The sequence below is a fragment of the Chryseobacterium sp. W4I1 genome (assembly GCF_030816115.1).
In the GTDB taxonomy this organism is placed as follows: domain Bacteria; phylum Bacteroidota; class Bacteroidia; order Flavobacteriales; family Weeksellaceae; genus Chryseobacterium.
Genome location: NZ_JAUSXQ010000001.1, coordinates 1,501,303 through 1,519,220, shown reverse-complemented (window position 1 = coordinate 1,519,220; position 17,918 = coordinate 1,501,303). Strand labels below are relative to the sequence as shown.

The following is a 17,918-nucleotide window of genomic DNA, read 5'->3' as shown; positions in this document are numbered from 1 at the left end:
GATGAATTTAATAGCTATAAATGTTAAAATTAAAGAAAAATAAAATTTAATCTCACATTTAGTATTTTACTTCAAATATGCTCTAAAACAAAGTCCTTAAAATAAAATTAAAAAACAAAAAATCATTAAAATATGGCATATAATTTGTTAACATTTTAGCACCAATTTTAACGATTTTTAACGATCTAAACCTCCATTATCTTTATGAAAAAATTCTTTGGGGAAAAGTCTAAAAACATGACTTTTCTTGGGATGACTGCATTGGTGAGTGCGGCCTCAATAGTATTTAACAGCTGTAACGGCAAAACAGACGTGAAAGAGTTTGAAAAAACCATCTCACTGGAACATCCCACCGTAAAAGCGGTCCCCAAAATTGATGATGAAGACATAGAATCTGATAAAAGAATCATTTACCTTACTTTTGATGATGGCCCTAATCAGGGAACAGAAAATCTTCTTAAAATTCTGAATAAAAGAAACGTATGTGCCACTGCCTTTCTGGTAGGAAAACATGCCTACGGAAGCAAAAGACAAAAAGATGATCTGGAGCTTTTAAAAAGCAATCCCCTGATCGAACTGGCCAATCATAGTTTTTCCCACGCTCACAATAAGTATACAGATTTTTATAAAAATGCTGATGCCGTTGTCCATGATTTTGATATTGCAAAAGACAGCCTTAAGCTTTACGATAAAATTGCAAGAACTCCGGGCAGAAACATCTGGAGGCTCAACAATATTACCATTACCGATATAAAAAGTTCCACCAATGCAGCAAATGGCCTTAAAAAAGCAGGTTATAAAGTTATTGGCTGGGATCTTGAATGGAAACCTTCTCAAAAAATGACTTTAAAAGGAAGTCATGAAGCAATGATTAAAAAGGTAGACAGTATCTTTTTTAATGATCTGGAAAAGACATCAAAACACCTGGTTTTTCTTACCCATGACCAATATCTAAGGGACGCAGATTCTATCAACGAACTGGATCTCTTTATTGAAAAGCTTCAGAAAAGCAACAGGTTTGTCTTTAAAAAAATCTCCCAGTATCCGAAGATTAATGAGATTCTGAATTAATTGTATTTATTGTATTTATGTAAAATGTATTAATGATTTGATGTGCTTTATTAAATATCATTGACTTAGCAACTAGCAACAAATTACATAAACAATTTTACAGATTCATTAGTTTTTTGCTTATAAAATTCAGAAATTTGCATTTATGGGTATTAAAGAAAATTTCACAGCAATAAAGAATCAGCTTCCATCAGGAGTAGAATTGGTAGCCGTTTCAAAAACACATCCGGCTGAGGCCATTCAGGAGGTTTATGATCTGGGACAGAAAGTCTTTGGAGAAAATAAGGTTCAGGAGCTTATGGAGAAATATCCTCTCCTTCCTAAAGACATTCAATGGCATTTGATCGGGCACCTGCAAACGAATAAAGTAAAATATATTGCTCCATTTATAGATACAATACAAAGTGTGGATTCTGAAAAACTTCTTTCGGAGATCAGTAAAGAAGCAGGTAAAAACAGCAGAACGGTAAAAGTACTGCTTCAGGTAAAAATTGCAGCAGAGGAAAGCAAGTTCGGACTTGATCTATCAGAAGCCAGGGCTCTATTTCAGAAGCACCTAAACGGAGAATTTCCAAACGCTGAAATTACTGGACTGATGGGAATGGCAACTTTTACGGATGATAAGGAACAGGTAAAAGGTGAGTTTTTAATTTTAAAAGGACTTTTTGATGAATTAAATCAATTGCAAACATTAGAAACCTTATCGATGGGAATGAGTGACGATTTCCCGGATGCCATTGAATGCGGTGCCAATTCTGTGCGGGTAGGATCTGCTATTTTCGGTAGAAGGGATTACTCAAAATAGTATATTTAGGTATAGTTTTTGCTAATAATTGAATCAAAAAATCTAAATTTGCAACTATGCAAAAAATCCTTATTGTAGAAGACGAAAAAGCAATCTCGGGAGTATTACACAGTATTCTTTCTGATGAACTTACCGATTACGAATTTGTTATCGCTGAAGATGGCCTTGAAGGCTACAAACAGATAGAGAAAGAAGATTTCGCATTGGTGATTTCCGATATTAAAATGCCTAAGCTTTCAGGAACTGAACTTTTAAAGCAAAGTATGCTCTTAAAGCCAGAGACTACGTTTATCATGATCTCAGGGCATGCGGATATTGATTCTGCCGTATCTTGTTTAAAGGAAGGTGCATATGACTTTATTTCTAAGCCTATCGACATCAACAGACTGATAACGAGCGTAAAAAATGCTTTAGCTAAAGAAAGTCTGAAACTGGAGAATAAAAGCCTGCAGACTGAAAATAAAACGTTAAAGAAAAAAGTCAACAAAAAATATCAGATGATCGGTGATTCTCCTGCTTTGAAAAAAATTCAGGATATGATCGAAAAAGTAGCTGCCTCTGATGCCAGAGTTCTGATCACAGGTCCAAACGGAGCCGGAAAAGAATTGGTGGCCCATGCCATCCACAACCAAAGTGAGCGCGCAAGAGGTCCTATGATTGAAGTAAACTGTGCCGCGATCCCTTCTGAGCTTATTGAATCTGAGCTTTTCGGACATGTAAAAGGATCTTTTACAGGGGCTATTAAAGATAAGCAAGGAAAATTTGAACAGGCTAACGGAGGTACGATCTTTTTGGATGAGATTGGAGATATGAGTCTTATCGCTCAGGCTAAAGTATTGAGAGCACTTCAGGAAAGCAAAGTTTCTCCTGTAGGAAGTGATAAGGAAATAAAAGTTGATGTAAGAGTAATTGCAGCGACTAACAAAAATATGCAGAAGGAAATTGAAGAAGGAAAATTCAGAGAGGATCTTTACCACAGGCTTTCTGTGATTGAAATCTACGTTCCGCCATTGGATGAAAGAAAAGAAGATATCAGTCTGCTAGTAGATCATTTTTCCGGTATGATTGCCGATGAACACGGTACTGCTGTGAAAAAATTTGATAATAAAGCGATTGAAGCGCTTAAAGTTCTTTCATGGACTGGGAATATCAGAGAACTGAGAAATGTTGTGGAAAGATTAATTATTCTTGGCGGAAACACTGTTTCTGAGGAGGATGTTGCAAGTTTTGTAAGGAAATAATTTAAGTAACATTAAATATATTATAAAAATTTGCAGTAAGACTACTGCAAATTTTTTTTTTGGCTATTTTAAATATTAAACTATATATGAATTATAAACTATTATGAACTTTTTAAATAAAAACTATACGAAAGAATGCCTGACCCTGGCACTTCCTGTAATGCTTACGCAGGTGGGACAGGTGTCGGTGAATCTCTTTGACAATATTATTGTTGGAAGACTTTTAGGTGCAGATGCGCTGGCTTCCGTTTCATTGGGAAATGCTGTGTTTTTCTCCACGTTTGTACTGGCACTGGGATTTTCATTTGCCATACCTCCGCTGGTTTCTGAAGCACACTCCAAACAAGATCACGGAACTATTAATTCTGTTTTCAGCCACGGATTTGTAATTAATATGACTGTTGGAATTGTTCTTATGGGAGTTTTACTTTTAGGAATGCCACTACTCTATCATTCAGGGCAGCCGGCAAAGATCATTCCTAATACAGTGGATTTCCTGAGCATCATGGCAATCAGTATGATCCCATTTATGGCTTTTCAGACGCTTCGGGAAGTATCTGAAGGGTTGTCTTATACCATCGGTGTTACCAAGGCAACCATCATTGCGAATATTATCAATATTGTCCTGAACTATGTTTTCATCAAAGGATTATGGATTTTCCCTGAAATGGGAGTGAAAGGATCAGCTTTAGCTACTTTAATCTCCAGAATTTTCATGGTGGTTTTCCTTTATGTTGTTTTGGTTAAAGAGAAAAAAACAAGACGGTATATTAAAGATTTCTCTTTAAAAATACAGGTCTTCTCCAAAAATATGTTTGATAAAATGGTAAGACTGGGTCTTCCAACCGCTTTACAGATGTTCTTCGAAGTAACTGCTTTTGCTGGAGCGGCCTTCATCTGTGGACTGATTTCAGCGCATGACATTGCATCGCATCAAATCGCATTGAGTATGGCTTCATTTACTTTCAATTTATGTGTGGGATTCAGCGTAGCTTCAACGGTAATGATCGGTAGAAAACTTGGAGAACAGAATTTTGTTGAATTAAGAAAAGTAGGGATCAACAACCTGAAAATATCCTTTATTTTTATGTGTATTTGCGGACTGTTTTTCATTCTGGGAAGAAATATACTTCCTACTTTCTTCACCAAAAAAGAAGAAGTCGAAGTGATTATGCTGGCTTCAAAATTAATGATTATTGCTGCTTTATTCCAGCTTTCAGACGGGGTTCAGGTAACAGCTTTAGGAATGCTGAGAGGAATTCAGGATGTGAAAATCCCATCGATCTATACATTTATAGCGTATTGGGTCATTACAATTCCTTTAGGATATTTCCTTTGTGTCACTTTAAAAATGGGTGCTTTCGGTATGTGGATCGCTTTAGGCCTTGGACTTACGGTTTCAGCTGTTTTCCTGGTAAAACGATTTTTGAATATGTCGGCCAAAAGAATCACTCAGAAGGAAAAAGAAATTATAACAATAGATCAACTCGGAAACTAATAAAAGTAATCAATACTTCAGAACGGGATAAAAGAGTTGTTTAAAGTAATTTAAGACACTATTAAAGTATCAGCGCGGAGCCTTTGGCTCCGCGCTGATAATTTTTATCTATGCTACTATTCTCTTCCCTAAAATCACCAGACTTCTTTCTATACCATCTAAAACAGCTACGTTAGGAAGCATTCCCCAATCCTCAAATCCGAAGTATCTGAAGAGTTTGAGGCTTGGTTCATTATGCAGAAAAATAAGAGCTACTAGATTATTAACCTTAAATTTTCCGGCGTTCTCAATACAGTATTGAAGAATGGTTTTCCCGTATCCTTTTCCTCTGCAGCTTTTATCAAGATAAATACTTACTTCTACTGTTCCGCTGTAAGCAGTTCTTTCATGAAATGAACTAAAGCTCACCCAGCCAATTGTCTGTCCTTCCGGATCTTTAACGATCCACAGCGGTCTGGTCTCAGAATTATGGGCTTCAAACCATATTTGTTTGCTTTCTACAGAAACTTCCTCTACATCCGCCGTTACCATTCTTGAAGCAACCGTAGAATTGTATATTTCTACAATTTTTGGTAAATCACCCAATTTCGCATTGCGGAACTTTATTTCTCCCATTGATCAATTCAATTTTTTTCAAATACAAAAATAACAAAAATAAAAACACTCCCCCCCCATTATTTCAATATGGCTAATGAATATTAATAAAAAATTTCATTGAATACCCCCTCCAATCTGCTATTAAATTAAATTCAATACAATATTATTTTAAATTTTTCAAAGATCTATTCAGACTTCTCACCGTAATTCCCAGGTAAGCAGCCATATCTTCCTTTGAAATCTCAATATTTTGCTCTTTTTGAAGCTCAAGAAGCTGCGCTAAAGTATGTTCTACAGCATACAACTGCTGGTAAGATGCTCTTCGGGACGTATTAATGATGCGTTCTGCAAAAACGTCCAGAAGCAGATTGTTCAAGGTCAGATCATTTTTAATTAAAGATTGAAAATAAGATACAGTCACGGCATAAACGGCAACTTCTGTTACTGCTTCAATGCTGCACAAACATGGGATATTCCGGATCAGCTCTATTTCACCGATGATTTCTCCTTTTCCTAAAAATTCAACTATATATTCTTTCCCATTTTCTTCTGTAAAAAAGCATTTGGTAATTCCTTGTTTAACAAGCATTATTTTGGAAGGCTTCTCGTCTTGCGTCAACATCCTTTCTCCCTTAGAAAATGATCTTATGACGATTTCTTCTTTACTTTTCTTCTTTTCGTAAAGGTTTTCTATATAATTAAGAAATATCTGGTTGGTCCTTAACATATTTTATCCGGGACAAATGTCCTTTTCTGATTGAATTTTTATACTGAATTTTGTCGGGAGAAAAATACAAAACTAAAATGAATAATCATATCACAACCATCGCATTTGATGCAGATGACACTCTTTGGATCAATGAGCCTTATTTTCAGGAAGCGGAAAAGGAATTCTGTGTTTTGCTTGAAGATTATCTGCCTCAACATTCTGTATCCCAGGAATTATTTAAAACAGAAATGCAGCATCTTCATCTCTATGGTTATGGGGTAAAAAGGTTTTATGCTTTGTATGATCGAAACGGTGAGCAGGGTTTCAGGCGGCACGGCATCTTTGCAATTGATCAACAGGACTATTGAGATCGGTCAGGGACTTTTGCAGAAACCCATAGAATTATTGGAGGGAGTTACGGAAACACTAGATTCTTTAAAAGGAAAATACAGGCTGGTAGTTGCCACAAAAGGTGACCTGCTGGATCAGGAACGAAAGCTGAAAAATTCGGGACTCCAGGACTATTTTCACCACATTGAAATTATGAGTGATAAAAAAGAAAATGATTACAAAAAGCTGTTGAAGCATCTGGACTGTCAGCCTGAACATTTTCTGATGCTGGGAAATTCAATTAAATCAGATATCCTGCCAGTACTGGAAATCGGCGGTTTTGCAGCACATATTCCTTACCATGTGACATGGAGTCATGAACAGCATGAACATCATCTGGAACATGACAATTTCATGGAGCTGAAGAGTATTGATGAAGTGTTGAAGTACCTGTAGTTAATTGCATAATTGCATGAAGTCATTGATATTAATTAGTTTATTCATGACTTTTTGTCATCTTTTATTTTATTGGAATAAAAATTGAATTAAACTTGCCGTTACTTGACATAAGATTGAGAAGTCAATCGCAAGTCAGGATTGCCGAAGAACCCATTTGCAAAGGATTAGTTAGAACCTTGATGGTTGTCCTAATCACTCTTTCAATGAAGTGTTCTCTGTCAATCTCGTTTGATGCCATTGTGTATGATAAACACAAGCCCACCGAAACGATGGTATCAAGCTATTCTTATAGTAGAGAGAGAACGCAGCCCAAAGCCAAAGTGTTAAAAAATGTGAAAGTTCAAAAAAACTTGCGCAGGTCATAAAAAACCTTAATTTTGAGTATAATGGAAAGAACATCCCTATTTCAAACGCAGGATGGCAAAGTAACAAACAACAATGCAATTTCTTGCGCCCATAGTTTAAGACTTAAGATTTTCCTTAAGTGCGCGCTCGACATAAGATTGAGAAGTCAATCGCAAGTCAGGATTGCCGAAGAACCCATTTGCAAAGGATTAGTTAGAACCTTGATGGTTGTCCTAATCACTCTTTCAATGAAGTGTTCTCTGTCTCATATGTAAAGTTTATCATACTGACATATTGTCATTTCAAGGGGGCTTTGCAATACAGAAATATGGAAACAAAAACTAATAAAGAATTACTTAAAATAATTTCTAAACCAGAAGTATTAAAAGATGCCTGGAATAAATTAGTAAAATTCAATAAAGATTCGCATGGATTGTCTGGTGAAACTATTGAAAAATTTTGCCAAAATCTTGACGATAAAATCTTATCAATTTCAAAAAAATTAAAAACCAATAGCTATAATTTTAGTCCCACAAGAGGCGTACTTATCACCAAAAAAAATAAAAATTCTTTTAGACCACTTCAAATTCCAGAAATTTCCGATAGAGTTGTTATTAAAGCAATTGCAATTGAATTAGAAAACATTTTTAACCCTCTTTTAATGCAAAGTAATGGTTATAGCTTTGCATATCAAAAAGACACAGGTGTAAAAGATGCAATGTTAAAGGCCAAAGAATATTATAATTCGGGAAATAAATATGTATTGGAAGCGGATTTAGTTAATTTTTTTGGAACAGTTAATAAAATGGAATTATTAGAAACGAAAATATTCCCGAACCTTCCTGATGATAGCCTAAATTCATTAATAAAAGATGCTCTAAACCAAAAGGTGGGAAACCTTTCTGATTTTGATCTGGAAAAACAAAATTATTTTGACGGAATTGAAAATGGAATACCTCAAGGTAATGCTTTGTCTCCCCTATTTTCTAATATATATTTATTAGATTTTGATCAAAAAATCATTTCAAATAATTATAACCTGATTAGATATGCGGACGACTTTATAATTCTTGCTAATACAAAAAGAGAATGTAAAGAAGCGTATCATAAGTGCGAAACTTATCTTAAAGATTTAAATTTAGAAATCCACTCTTTAGAAAAAAATGATAAAACAAAAATTACTGATATATCTAAAGATGGTTTTACTTTTCTATCAGTTACTTTTGACGGAGAGTTTCTGTATCCCTCTATTGATAACTTTAAAAAATTAGAAAATAAGATATGGGAATTAAAAGAAGATAAAATTAAATTAAATCTTTTAGAATTTTTAAAAAAAATAAAAAATAGACATGAAGGATGGATCTCTGCATTCATCTATACTGATTTGGATAGATATAGTGAAGAATTAGACTACATTATAAACAGAGTAATTTATATCAAACTTGAAAGAATTGATTGGAAATTGAATGAAAATAGATTGGATAAAATACCTAAAAAGTATAGACCGAAATCAACATCCCCATATTGTCTGAATGAAAAACAAAGATCTAATTCAGGAATTCCTTTAACAAGTCTTTTAATAACAGAAAAAATTGAAAAAATTAAAGCTAAGGAAGCTTTAAATAACGAAAAAAAAATTGTTTAATAAAAAAACTCGTTCAAATTGAACGAGTTTTTTATTATTTCTTCAGACACTTCTCAAGGAACTGATCCTGTTCCCATAAAAGATGCAGAATATTTTCTTTAGCCACATAACCGTGGGCTTCTTTCGGAAGAAGAACCATTTTCACAGGAGCTCCTAAGTTTTTCAGAGCCTGGAAATATCTTTCAGTCTGCAATGTGAAAGTTCCCGGATTGTTATCAGCATCACCATGCACCAAAAGCAATGGTGTCTTCATTTTGTCTGCATTCATAAAAGGAGACATCGTGTTGTAGATCTCCGGAACATCCCAGTAATTTCTCTGCTCACTCTGGAATCCGAATGGTGTTAAGGTTCTGTTATAAGCACCACTTCTTGCAATACCACAAGCATAATCTTTAGAATGGGTTAAAAGATTTGCAGTCATAAATGCACCATAGGAATGCCCTCCAACTGCTACTTTAGTTCTGTCGATATACCCTAACTGATCTACTGCATCAATGGCAGCCCTTCCGTTAGCTACCAGCTGTGGAATGAAAGTATCATTCGGCTCTGTTTTCCCCTCTCCAATGATAGGGAATGCGGCATCATCCAGCACAGCATATCCTTTGGTCGTCCAGTATACAAAAGATCCATAGTACGGGAAGGTAAAGTCATTCGGGTTTTGGGTATTCTGCCCGGCTGTATTCTTATCTTTATATTCTGTAGGATAAGCCCAGATCAATAAAGGAAGTTTTTCTTTCTTCGCCTTTCTGTCATAGTTTGCAGGAAGATAAAGGGTACCTGTCAAAGTAACTCCGTCATTTCTTTTGTAAGTGATTACTTCTTTGTATACATCTTTAATGCTTTCAAAAGGATTGGCAAAATTGGTTACCGGTTCTGCTTTATTAGATTTAATATTCTTTTTATAATAGTTCGGGTACAGACTTGGAGATTGTTGAGTCGTTAAAATTTCACCTTTTGAAAGATTAAGGATATCAATAATTTCTTCTTTGGCATTTTTAATATTTGAGGTGTAGAGTCTTTTCTTTTTAAGCGATTTCACATCCAGTTCATCAATAAAAGGATGTTGTCCGTCTTTCGTAAACCCATCACCAATCAGGTAGGTTTTTCCTCCCTTCATATCAATCACATATCTTCCGTACTGGTTCTTTGTGGTATTAAAATTCCCGGGATCACTATAAACATCCTGATAATTTCTGTCATCAAAAACTTTAGATTCACCATTATTCAGATCTACTAGGTAGGATTTTGTATTTCTTGTATCATACCAGCCTTCAGAAACTACTGCATAATGATCGTTTGTCCAGCTTACATCTTCATACCTCTGTTTTGTTTTAAAGAATGATTTCGGAGCAGCTGCAAAAGGAGCTTCCCAGGTGAAAATTTCGTCCCTGTAATCAACGGTTTTAGATTGGTCTCCTCCATCCAGAGCTTCAGCATACACCAAAGTCGCCGGTACATCACTTCTCCAACCCATGCTTCTTTTTCCGGTTCTTACGGATGAGAAACCTTTCGGCATGATTTCATTCAAAGGAACATCATTGACTGTTTTTACAGCATTTCCTTTCATATCATACACCGTGTTAGTCATTGGAAATCTGCTTAAAGGAACGATATAAGAAAATGGCTTTTTGATCACTGTAGTCATTAGATAATTTCCGTCCGGAGAAAAACTTACCCCAGAGTACATATCGTGATCCTTTATTTTTTTAAGATTCCCATTAAGGTCTACCTGATAAATTTCAGAAGCTGTGAGGACTTCAAAGTTTTTTTCATCCTGAGGATTTTTCAGAAGATCCTGATATGTTCTGTTTTGCGAAACTTTACCATCAGCTGTAGAAACAATAGGTCCGGTTGGAAGATCTTTACTTGCATCAATCAGTGCAGGCCTGTTTTGAGGAAGGGTTCTGATTAAGAAACTTTGTGAATCATTATACCAGGTATAAGGCATTCCTAGATTGGCATTAAGATTATCTCCGGTTATTTTTTTCGCAGCAGCTGTTTCCATATCTACAATCCAAAGCTCTACTCCTTTGCTTGTGGTGTTGGTAAATGCCAGTTTCTTCTCGTCAGGAGAAAATGAAATGTATGTAATTTTAGCGTTAGCAGGCATATTCTTCACCTGTGTCTCATTTTTATCGTTGATCTTTCTGATCTTAAGATTATTAGAATAGGTGACACTGCTTGAGATATTGGTAACTGGGTTAATCCTTAATCCTGCAAGCTTCATTTCCTGCTGATTAAGGTCTTCCAATGTCTTATAAGTGGGTCTGTAGGTGAAAACCACCCAGTCTTTTTTGCTGTTCATCAGAACACTTGGCGGTCTTTCATAATCTGCGAGTTTCAGAATCTCTGCAGAAGGTTTTTGATAAGTAATATTCTCCTGTGCATCATAGAAATTGAGAAATGCCAGAAGGCAAATTGTCAGTTTTATCTTCATATAAATTCATTTTCTACGAAAATAGTGATTTTTAGGATATAACCAGAAAGCAATATTTAATACCCTTCATTGTGATATAATAAAAATGTTTATCTTAGTAGAGCAATCAAATTAAAATCAATATGAAAAATTTAAGAAAGTTAAGCAAAGGAAAATTGAAAACCATTATTGGAGGACAAGCACCAGCGTGCCCTTCCGGATACAAACCTTGCGTTGCAGGGGAAGATGAGAATGGCACAATAGTTTGGACATGTGTTTGGTCTTCGCTACCTTGCAAACCCTAATAAAAACAAAAAGAGCATTAATAATTAATGCTCTTTATTTTATATTTTCAACCGGAATTACCAGTCTGAAGCTCTTTTTCTTTTTTCAATCATGTGATCTACTGATACTTTTCCTGCGCCAAATGCCATCAGGAGAAGATAGACACATAGATAGACAAGGCTCATTTCTCTCTTCTCAAAAGGATCTGCTCCATGAACGACAAAAGCGGCGATAATCATTGTAAAGACCAGAAACCCTAATGAAATTCTGGTAAAAAGTCCTAATATAAGGAATATTGAACAGACAAATTCAGCAATAACTGTAAGAATCAGGGTTACCAAAGGACTTAACCCTATAAAATCATAAAACTCTATTTTACCGCCTTCCAGAAGCATCTGAAGCTTAGGAAAACCGTGAGAAAGCATGGCAAAACCAATAAACACTCTCACTGCAAATAAAATAATATCTTTAGGTACTGAGCTGGAATTTGGCTTGAAATAGTTCATTTACTAAAAATTTAGATTAAAGGTAATGAAAATCTTTTAATAGAACGGAATCACAAGCATTTTTAGTTTATCTGTATCCGAAATTTTTCAGATCTCTATCATTTTTTCGCCAGTCTTTTTTCACTTTCACAAACAGGTTCAAATGGATCTTTTTAGAAAAGAATTTTTCCAGATCCAGTCTTGCTTCTGTTCCTACTTTTTTAATAGCCTCACCCTTATGTCCGATAATAATTCCCTTCTGGGTATCTCTTTCAACATAAATAATAGAATCTATGAAAATAATTCCTTCTTTTTCTTTGAACTGCTCGGTAACCACCTCCACAGAATAAGGAATTTCTTTTTCATAATTTAAAAGAATTTTCTCACGGATCGCTTCGTTTACAAAAAACCTTTCCGGCTTATCCGTATACATATCTTTATCATAGTAAGCAGGGCTTTCAGGAAGCATAGATTTTAGCTTGGGCAGAATAACATCTGTATTAAAAGCATTCAATGCTGAAATAGGAAGAATTTCCGCCTTCGGAATTCTGTCATGCCATTCTCCTACCAGTTTTTCCAGTCCTTCCTGGTTGGTTTGGTCTACTTTATTTAAGAGTAATAATACAGGAACAGGAATTTTATTAAGTTTCTCAATTAAAAATTCTGAAGGCTCAGCTTTATCTGTAACATCCACGATAAATAGAAATACATCCGCATCCTGTAAAGAATCCTTTACAAAATCCATCATTTTTTCCTGCAAACCGTATTTCGGATCCAAGACTCCGGGAGTATCAGAAAATACAATCTGTAAGTCTTCTTCATTATAAATTCCAAAAATTCTATGGCGTGTTGTCTGAGCCTTCTGCGTTACAATGGCTAACTTCTCCCCCATCAATTGATTTAATAAGGTAGACTTTCCCGCATTAGGTTTTCCGACTATGTTTACAAATCCAGCTTTATGCATATAAATAATATTATGAACTGCAAAGTTACTAAAACAAAACTGGTCTTTGTAGTTTAAGTCTACTTTTAGAAGAGAAAAAAGAGAATCCTATTGATTAGTCGTCTGCTGGTATGGATTTGACAGGTTTAAATCTGCATTTATCTTAATATATTGTAAATTGAGCAGAATAAAATTGTTTTGCATCCTTTAAAACTGATATTTTTGACCTATAGAACTCTTTTATGGATATAGATCAGATCCTTGACCACATTTATGTACTTCCTGAAACTTCCAAAACTGCTTTGAAGGCACATATTACAGAAGTATCCTATCCAAAAAATTTCTGCCTGATGGAAGCAGATAAGATCATTCCTTATATTTATTTTATCAAGAAAGGAATCGTAAGAGCCTATGCATCAACGGTTGACAATGATATTACATTCTGGTTTGGAAGTGAAGGCGAAACAGCCGTTTCCATGAAAAGTTATGTAGAAAACAAACCAGGCTACGAAAGCATTGAGCTTCTGGAAGACTGCGATCTGTATACTTTGGAAACAGAAAGCCTGAGAAAGCTTTTTAATGAAGATATTCACATCGCCAATTGGGGGAGAAAATTTGCAGAAAGGGAGCTTGTAAAAACGGAAGAGCTTATTATTTCAAGACAGTTTAAAACATCTTTGGAACGTTATAAAGATCTAATGACAAATAAGTCTGATCTTTTAAAAAGGGTTCAGTTGGGACACATTGCTTCTTATCTTGGGATTACCCAGGTGAGTCTGAGCCGAATCCGGGCGGAAATAAGGTAATTAATTTTGTACGGGATGGAAGCTGGAAGAGCGAGGCTTGAAGTTAATTTTGGTCGCAATTTTTCAACAGTCTATAAAATTAATGATGTAGTATTAAGGTTGCATTGTAGTTATGGTTTCGGCTCTTAATAACTTTCTCCTACCATCTCAAGGCTTCCCGATATGATTTTAAAATTCAAATTAAAATAAATTCATTTTTCAGGAATAATTCTCTCTGTACATAACAGAATAAAAAATCCCTCAAATTGAGGGATTGTATTTTATAGCTTTGGAACGCAGTGGCATGAACATTCAAATAGATCTTGAGCTTCATCACATTGACCTACCGAAAGACATTGAAGGTAATAACCAGGTGCGCAAATACCACCGATCGCTCCACCTTTAATTTGTTTTAATTGTTCCCTTGAAACTTTCTTTAAGTTTTTCATGTTTAAATTTAATTTGTAAGGTTTTAAAGATAAGAATTAATCTCTTAATGGAGAGTAAAATAAATAATTAAGTGCTTATGGCTAAACATAATCAATATGAACAAAGGAAATATAAATTAGAAATCATTTCATTATTTAACAAATGTAAAATTGTGTTTCCTTTCAAATGCAGAACTTTGTAAAAGAAAATTAAAGAAAATGAATTGGATAATTTTAGTTATCGCCGGGCTTTTTGAGGTAGCATTTGCTTCCTGTCTGGGAAAGGCCAAGGAAACCTCCGGATCCGAGATGTATTACTGGTATGCCGGTTTTCTTGTGACCATGACGATCAGCATGGTTCTACTGATCAAAGCTACACAGACGCTTCCTATTGGAACGGCTTATGCAGTATGGACAGGAATTGGAGCTGTAGGAACTGCTCTGATGGGTATCTTCTTTTTTAAAGATCCTGTAAGCTTCTGGAGAGTATTTTTTATCGTAACCTTGATTGGTTCTGTGGTAGGATTAAAATCTGTTTCACATTAAAATCAAAAAACAATTTCTATTGATATTAAACAAACCCGCCTTCAGATTGAGGACGGGTTTATTATTATTTTTTGAAAACTACAGGTAAGATCTCATTTTGTCTTAATCCGTATTTTTTAATTTCTTCTTCTGAAAAATTCTGTGAATAGAAATTCGGCTCTGTTTCAAAACCAGCCTTCCTTAAACGGTCAAAATAATCCATTCCATACCAGCGGACATGATCATACTGTCCGAAATGTTTCTGACGCTCTTTGGGATCTTTTATAGAGAAATCCTCATAGGTCTTCTTGAGAGAGTTTCTCATCGGAACCTGAAAAATACCCCAGCCTCCGGGCCTCATTACCCTGTAAAGTTCGCTTATAGCTTTTGCATCATCTTCAATATGCTCCAAAACATGGTTACAGAAGATGACATCAAAGCTTTCATCAGCAAATGGCAGGTCAAGGATATCGGCTTTTACATCTACAATAGGAGAAAAAAGATCTGCGGAAATATAATCCAGATTTCTCATCAGCTTAAATTTCCTCAAAAACTCCTGCTCGGGAGCGATATGAAGAACTTTAACATTTTTTATAAAGAAATCAGTCTCATTCTGAAGATAAAGCCACATCTGACGGTGCCTTTCCAAACTCAAAGTTCCGGGAGAAAGTGCATTTTCACGCTGTTTTCCATAGCCGTAAGGAAGGAATTTCCGGTAGGATTTCCCATCGATAGGATCATAAAAATTATCTCCTTTGAAAAACTGGTAGATAAGTGGTCTCGCCCAGATACTCATTTTGATCAGCATCGGACGGGGTATTGTATTGAGTAAAAGCTTAGCTACTTTTTTCATTAAAAATCCAATTGGAATGGCTTCTCTTCATCACTTTCGATACCCAGAGCTTCGTACACATATTTGAATGTAGAAAGCAATACCGGCTTACCATTGATTACCGCTACATCATGCTCAAAGTGGGCAGAAGGCATATTATCCAAAGTAGTCACTGTCCATCCGTCATTATGGAATTTTACTTTTTCAGTACCCATGTTTACCATAGGCTCAATAGCAATGGCAAGACCGTCTTTAATCACTTTTCCGCTCCCTTGTCTTCCATAATTCGGAACCTGAGGATCTTCATGCATTTTTCTTCCAAGACCATGTCCTACAAGTTCTTTTACCACTCCATAGCCTTCTTTTTCACAGTATGACTGGATCGCATGGGAGATATCTCCTATCCTTTTTCCTCTTACACACTGCTCAATACCTTTGTACAGGGATTCTTTGGTTACCTGAAGAAGTTTTTTAACCTCAGGCTTTACTTCCCCAATCTCAAATGTATAGGCATGGTCTCCTACAAAGCCGTTCAGGATTACACCACAGTCTACAGAAAGAACATCACCTTCTTTTACAATATCATTATTTGGAAAACCATGAACTACCTGATCATTTGGAGAAATACACAACGAATTGGGAAAACCTCCATATCCTAAGAAAGCAGGTTCGGCACCATGATCTTTAATAAAATCGTGCGCCAGTTTATCAAGATATAAAGTATTGATCCCCGGTTTTATTTCTTTAGCCAGCATTCCCAGTGTTTTGGAAACCAGGTGGGCACTCTCCTTCATCAGGCGGAGTTCCTCTATTGTTTTTAGTTGAATCATTGTATTAATTTACCAATGTATTAATGTACCAGTATAGCAATTTGGTCAATACATCATTGCCTAGATTGTTATACTGTTAAATTGTTATATTATTTCTCTTACCAGAAAAGTCCTTTTTTCTTTTCTTTTTTAAGTTTTGAGTAGGCCAGGACTTCTTTTCCTTCTACACGGAATTCTATTCTTTCCTGGATAATATTGTAGATTTCTCCCCAGCCTGGAAATCCTCCTAAATTTCTGTCGTCAATGAACCAGTCTGCATCCAGTTTTCTGGATTGATTTTCAGCATCGAAAACCTCACCTTCAAAGCTGGAATTCACTGCATAAAATTCAACACCGTTATTTTTACAGAATTCTACGGCTTCATCCAAAGTTTTTCCGTGTCTGTATGTCCAGAGAATTAATCTATATCCTTCTGCCTGAAGTTTTTTTAATGTTTCGAAAGCAAAAATTTTTGCTTTGCCAATTGCCGGATATGCATCATCAACAATAGTTCCGTCGAAATCCACAGCAATTTTTTTATTATTTAACATTTTGTCTTTTTTAGCTTTGCAAAGATAAGAAATAAAAAGAGTGCCGAAAACGATGGCACTCTTAAGTTTTTATAATTATGATAATTTAGAATTAGCTTTTCACCCATTTGAACTCAAACTGAAGATCCGGAGTTGAAATTCTATCTGTGATCTTCTGAAGTCTTGCAGGAAGTTTCATTAAATACTCCTGTGCTTTTTCAGCTTTTTCAGTAAGGCCTTTTACATGCTCAATCTTCCATTCATCCAACAGATCCGACAATATATTAATATAATCATTCCCTGTATATACCATGCATCTTTGAGCCGCATCTGAGAAATGTCCCCAAAGTTCTCCGGCTTTCTGTCCGGACTGTCTCATAAGGTGTGCAGGCATTACAATCTTTTTACGCATCATATCTTCAAATGCGAGGATCATTTCAGATGGATCCAGCTCAAGAATTTTGGCTACGAAATGTTTGTAAGCTTTTGCATGTCTGGCTTCATCTGCAGCAATAACACCACACATTTTCGCTAATTTTCCGTTTCCAGACTGCTTTGCCAATGTTCCTACTCTTCTGTGAGAGATATTGGTTGCTGTTTCCTGAAAACTTGTATAGATAAAGTTTCTGTAAGGATCCATACTTGTTCCTAAATCGAAACCATCATTAATTAAGTATTGAGTAGTGACTTCCAGTTCTCTCATGTTCACTCTTCCACACAAATAAAGATATTTGCTCAAAAGATCTCCATGTCTGTTTTCTTCACCAGTCCATGCTCGTATCCAGTTAGCCCAGCCCACTTCTTGCTTTTCCTGATCAATTCCGTCTACTCCCATTAACCAAGATTCATACGAAGGCAGTGCTTCTTCTGTGATACAGTCACCGATCAATGTTACGAACAGGTCATAAGGCATTTCACGGGCAAAAGTCTGGATTTCTTCCAGATCATATTTAAAATCTGAACTTGATGGATCAGGCAGATAGTCAGAAGGCTGCCATATTTTTTCAATTGGCGTTAAAAATTTATCCAGAAAAGAACTTACTTCCTTTTCCAATATTCCCATTACTTCTTTCCTAACAAGCTTTTGATACATCTTACTAAATAGATTTTAATTTACAAAGATATGATTTATTTATTATTTGTGGCATAATAACATATGCAACCCATACCATGACTGATA

16 protein-coding genes and 1 pseudogene are annotated in these 17,918 nt (G+C 35.5%); 8 read left to right on the top strand and 9 right to left on the bottom strand.

What is annotated here, in order from left to right; genetic code table 11:
- The first annotated feature begins 204 nt into the window (after window positions 1-204).
- The 4 genes from QF044_RS06985 to QF044_RS06970 all read left to right on the top strand — a co-directional run bounded on the left by QF044_RS06985 (window position 205) and on the right by QF044_RS06970 (window position 4,615).
- The gene (locus tag QF044_RS06985) at window positions 205-1,071 is read left to right on the top strand and encodes a polysaccharide deacetylase family protein (protein WP_307265389.1); all 867 of its coding nucleotides are present in this window, start codon (window positions 205-207) and stop codon (window positions 1,069-1,071) included.
- Between the two features lie 145 nt (window positions 1,072-1,216).
- Window positions 1,217-1,876, top strand: a complete 660-nt coding sequence (locus tag QF044_RS06980; protein WP_307265387.1) for a YggS family pyridoxal phosphate-dependent enzyme — start codon at window positions 1,217-1,219, stop codon at window positions 1,874-1,876.
- Between the two features lie 56 nt (window positions 1,877-1,932).
- Window positions 1,933-3,117, top strand: coding sequence for a sigma-54 dependent transcriptional regulator (locus QF044_RS06975; protein ID WP_307265384.1), 1,185 nt, complete (start codon window positions 1,933-1,935; stop codon window positions 3,115-3,117).
- A 103-nt stretch (window positions 3,118-3,220) separates the two neighbouring features.
- Window positions 3,221-4,615, top strand: a complete 1,395-nt coding sequence (locus tag QF044_RS06970) for an MATE family efflux transporter (protein ID WP_307265381.1) — start codon at window positions 3,221-3,223, stop codon at window positions 4,613-4,615.
- 108 nt (window positions 4,616-4,723) lie between these two features.
- Here the strand turns inward: QF044_RS06970 and QF044_RS06965 are convergent, their stop codons facing one another.
- Both QF044_RS06965 and QF044_RS06960 read right to left on the bottom strand, forming a co-directional pair.
- Entirely contained in the window at window positions 4,724-5,230 is a 507-nt protein-coding gene (locus tag QF044_RS06965) for a GNAT family N-acetyltransferase (protein WP_307265379.1), read from the bottom strand.
- Between the two features lie 145 nt (window positions 5,231-5,375).
- On the bottom strand, window positions 5,376-5,939 hold the full coding sequence (locus tag QF044_RS06960) for a Crp/Fnr family transcriptional regulator (RefSeq protein ID WP_307265376.1): 564 nt from the start codon (window positions 5,937-5,939) through the stop codon (window positions 5,376-5,378).
- A 77-nt stretch (window positions 5,940-6,016) separates the two neighbouring features.
- Here QF044_RS06960 and QF044_RS06955 point away from each other — a divergent pair.
- Together QF044_RS06955 and QF044_RS06950 are read left to right on the top strand one after the other, a co-directional pair.
- Window positions 6,017-6,707: pseudogene (locus tag QF044_RS06955) on the top strand (HAD family hydrolase).
- Window positions 6,708-7,383: 676 nt separating this feature from the next.
- Window positions 7,384-8,700: a reverse transcriptase domain-containing protein gene (locus QF044_RS06950; protein ID WP_307265373.1), complete on the top strand. Its 1,317-nt coding sequence runs from the start codon at window positions 7,384-7,386 to the stop codon at window positions 8,698-8,700.
- A 34-nt stretch (window positions 8,701-8,734) separates the two neighbouring features.
- On the opposite strand, the gene QF044_RS06945 is transcribed toward QF044_RS06950, so the two are convergent.
- The 3 genes from QF044_RS06945 to era all read right to left on the bottom strand — a co-directional run bounded on the left by QF044_RS06945 (window position 8,735) and on the right by era (window position 12,850).
- Window positions 8,735-11,137: a prolyl oligopeptidase family serine peptidase gene (locus QF044_RS06945; RefSeq protein ID WP_307265370.1), complete on the bottom strand. Its 2,403-nt coding sequence runs from the start codon at window positions 11,135-11,137 to the stop codon at window positions 8,735-8,737.
- A gap of 341 nt (window positions 11,138-11,478) precedes the next feature.
- Window positions 11,479-11,907, bottom strand: coding sequence for a DoxX family protein (locus tag QF044_RS06940; protein ID WP_307265367.1), 429 nt, complete (start codon window positions 11,905-11,907; stop codon window positions 11,479-11,481).
- Between the two features lie 67 nt (window positions 11,908-11,974).
- Entirely contained in the window at window positions 11,975-12,850 is an 876-nt protein-coding gene (era, locus tag QF044_RS06935) for a GTPase Era (RefSeq protein ID WP_307265364.1), read from the bottom strand.
- Between the two features lie 221 nt (window positions 12,851-13,071).
- Between era and QF044_RS06930 the strand changes: the two genes are divergently transcribed.
- On the top strand, window positions 13,072-13,635 hold the full coding sequence (locus tag QF044_RS06930; protein ID WP_307265362.1) for a Crp/Fnr family transcriptional regulator: 564 nt from the start codon (window positions 13,072-13,074) through the stop codon (window positions 13,633-13,635).
- A 626-nt stretch (window positions 13,636-14,261) separates the two neighbouring features.
- On the top strand, window positions 14,262-14,588 hold the full coding sequence (locus tag QF044_RS06925; protein ID WP_307265358.1) for a multidrug efflux SMR transporter: 327 nt from the start codon (window positions 14,262-14,264) through the stop codon (window positions 14,586-14,588).
- Window positions 14,589-14,652: 64 nt separating this feature from the next.
- Here QF044_RS06925 and QF044_RS06920 read toward each other — a convergent pair whose 3' ends face one another.
- From QF044_RS06920 to QF044_RS06905, 4 genes are all read right to left on the bottom strand, one after another.
- Window positions 14,653-15,420 (bottom strand): class I SAM-dependent methyltransferase, encoded by a 768-nt coding sequence (locus QF044_RS06920; protein ID WP_307265353.1) that lies wholly within the window; start codon window positions 15,418-15,420, stop codon window positions 14,653-14,655.
- Window positions 15,420-16,229 carry a type I methionyl aminopeptidase gene (map, locus tag QF044_RS06915; protein ID WP_307265351.1) on the bottom strand — a complete coding sequence of 270 codons (810 nt, stop codon included), beginning with the start codon at window positions 16,227-16,229 and terminating at the stop codon, window positions 15,420-15,422. Before map ends, QF044_RS06920 begins: the two co-directional genes overlap by 1 nt.
- 98 nt (window positions 16,230-16,327) lie before the next feature.
- Window positions 16,328-16,759 (bottom strand): BT0820 family HAD-type phosphatase, encoded by a 432-nt coding sequence (locus tag QF044_RS06910; protein WP_307265347.1) that lies wholly within the window; start codon window positions 16,757-16,759, stop codon window positions 16,328-16,330.
- Window positions 16,760-16,850: 91 nt separating this feature from the next.
- Window positions 16,851-17,831: an acyl-ACP desaturase gene (locus QF044_RS06905; protein ID WP_307265344.1), complete on the bottom strand. Its 981-nt coding sequence runs from the start codon at window positions 17,829-17,831 to the stop codon at window positions 16,851-16,853.
- Window positions 17,832-17,918 lie beyond the last annotated feature (87 nt).